The organism is Streptomyces sp. WG5, assembly GCF_049974565.1.
In the GTDB taxonomy this organism is placed as follows: domain Bacteria; phylum Actinomycetota; class Actinomycetes; order Streptomycetales; family Streptomycetaceae; genus Streptomyces.
This window is the reverse complement of the sequence record NZ_JBNGGC010000130.1, coordinates 1-1296: the sequence shown is the minus strand read 5'-3', so window position 1 is coordinate 1296 and position 1296 is coordinate 1. Positions and strand designations below refer to the sequence as shown.

2 protein-coding genes are annotated in these 1296 nt (G+C 70.6%); both read right to left on the bottom strand.

The window, feature by feature from the left end:
* Window positions 1-135: 135 nt before the first annotated feature.
* Window positions 136-507 carry a MerR family transcriptional regulator gene (locus ACP4IX_RS36210; protein WP_200696127.1) on the bottom strand — a complete coding sequence of 124 codons (372 nt, stop codon included), beginning with the start codon at window positions 505-507 and terminating at the stop codon, window positions 136-138.
* A gap of 26 nt (window positions 508-533) precedes the next feature.
* Window positions 534-1292, bottom strand: a complete 759-nt coding sequence (locus ACP4IX_RS36205) for an SDR family NAD(P)-dependent oxidoreductase (protein ID WP_426558898.1) — start codon at window positions 1290-1292, stop codon at window positions 534-536.
* Window positions 1293-1296 lie beyond the last annotated feature (4 nt).

The following is a 1296-nucleotide window of genomic DNA, read 5'->3' as shown; positions in this document are numbered from 1 at the left end:
GGGGTGTGACACTGGCAACCTCGTGTAATCGAGAGTGGCGTATTCCTTGGCCAGTAAGGGCTCGTGGTCACCGTGCGTGGCCGTGGGGAGCGTAGCGACTCCAGGCTTCTCCGGCTTCTGCGACGAGGTGGGCGTTCAGGCCACTGGGCGGATCCGACCACCGGTTGCCTGTTGCAACGCCGCCTCCAGTCGGTCGCGGGCCTCGGTCTGGGCGGCGATCCGTTCGTTGAGGACCGCCAGCCGTTCCAACGCGACCCGCAGGCCCTTGTTCGAGGGCGGTGCGGCGGCCACATCGCCGTCCAGGCACGGCAGGAACACCCGCACGTCGTCCAGGGTGAGCCCGGCTGCCAGCAGGTAGCGGATATTGCGGACCCGCACCACCGCCCGGTCGTCGTAGATGCGGTAGCCGTTGGGGGCCCGCTGCGAGGAGATCAGTCCGGCCTGTTCGTAGTGCCGCAGCGCACGGGCGGTTGTCCCGGTCGCCCTGGCCAGCTCACCGATCCGCACCCATCCCACCTCCCGGGCAACTCCTATCACGCCACGACCGCTCCGCCGTCGACGGGGAGTACCACTCCGGTGACGAACGATGCGGCCGGTGCGGCAAGTTGGGTGACTGCCCAGGCCACCTCCTCGGGGCGGCCGATCCGGGCCAGTGGTGTGTGCGCCAGCTGCCAGTCCCGCACCGCTGCCATTCGCTCCGGCGTCAGGCCCTGGTGCTCGCCGATGGGGGTGTCGATCGCGCCGGGGGCGACCGCCACCACCCGGATCCCGCGGGGTGCCAGCTCAACCGCCCAGCTGCGGGTCAGCAGTTCCAGAGCGGTCTTGGTAGCCGCATAGACCGAGCTGCCGGGCCAGGCCCGCTGTCCCACCGACGTACTGACATTGACGATCACCCCGCCCGACTTCTCCAGGGGTGACAGCGCGGCCTGGGCCAGCAGGATGGGGGCGACGAGGTTGGTGGCGAGCTGAGCTGTGATCATCTCCGGTGTCAGGGTGCCGAGGGCGCCGCTGCGCACGATGCCTGCGTTGTTGACCAGCACGTCCAGCCGGCCGTGTGTCTCCAGCGTGGTCTGGATGATCCGATCCGGCTCGCCCTCGGCGGTGATGTCGGCGGCCAGCGGCGTGATCCGGTCGTGCCTGGCCGCGGTCTCCTTCAGGGGCTCGGCCCGCCGCCCGATCGCGACCACGTGGGCGCCCTCGGCGGCGAAGGCGCGGGCGGTGGCCCGGCCGATCCCGGTGCCGGCTCCGGTGACGGCGACGATCCTGCTTCTCTGCGGTTCGGTGCTGTTCATGCCG

Bases quoted from the DNA above. Each gene is read 5' to 3' on its own strand.
- ACP4IX_RS36205 (WP_426558898.1), bottom strand. From the start codon at position 1,292: ATGAACAGCACCGAACCGCAGAGAAGCAGGATCGTCGCCGTCACCGGA.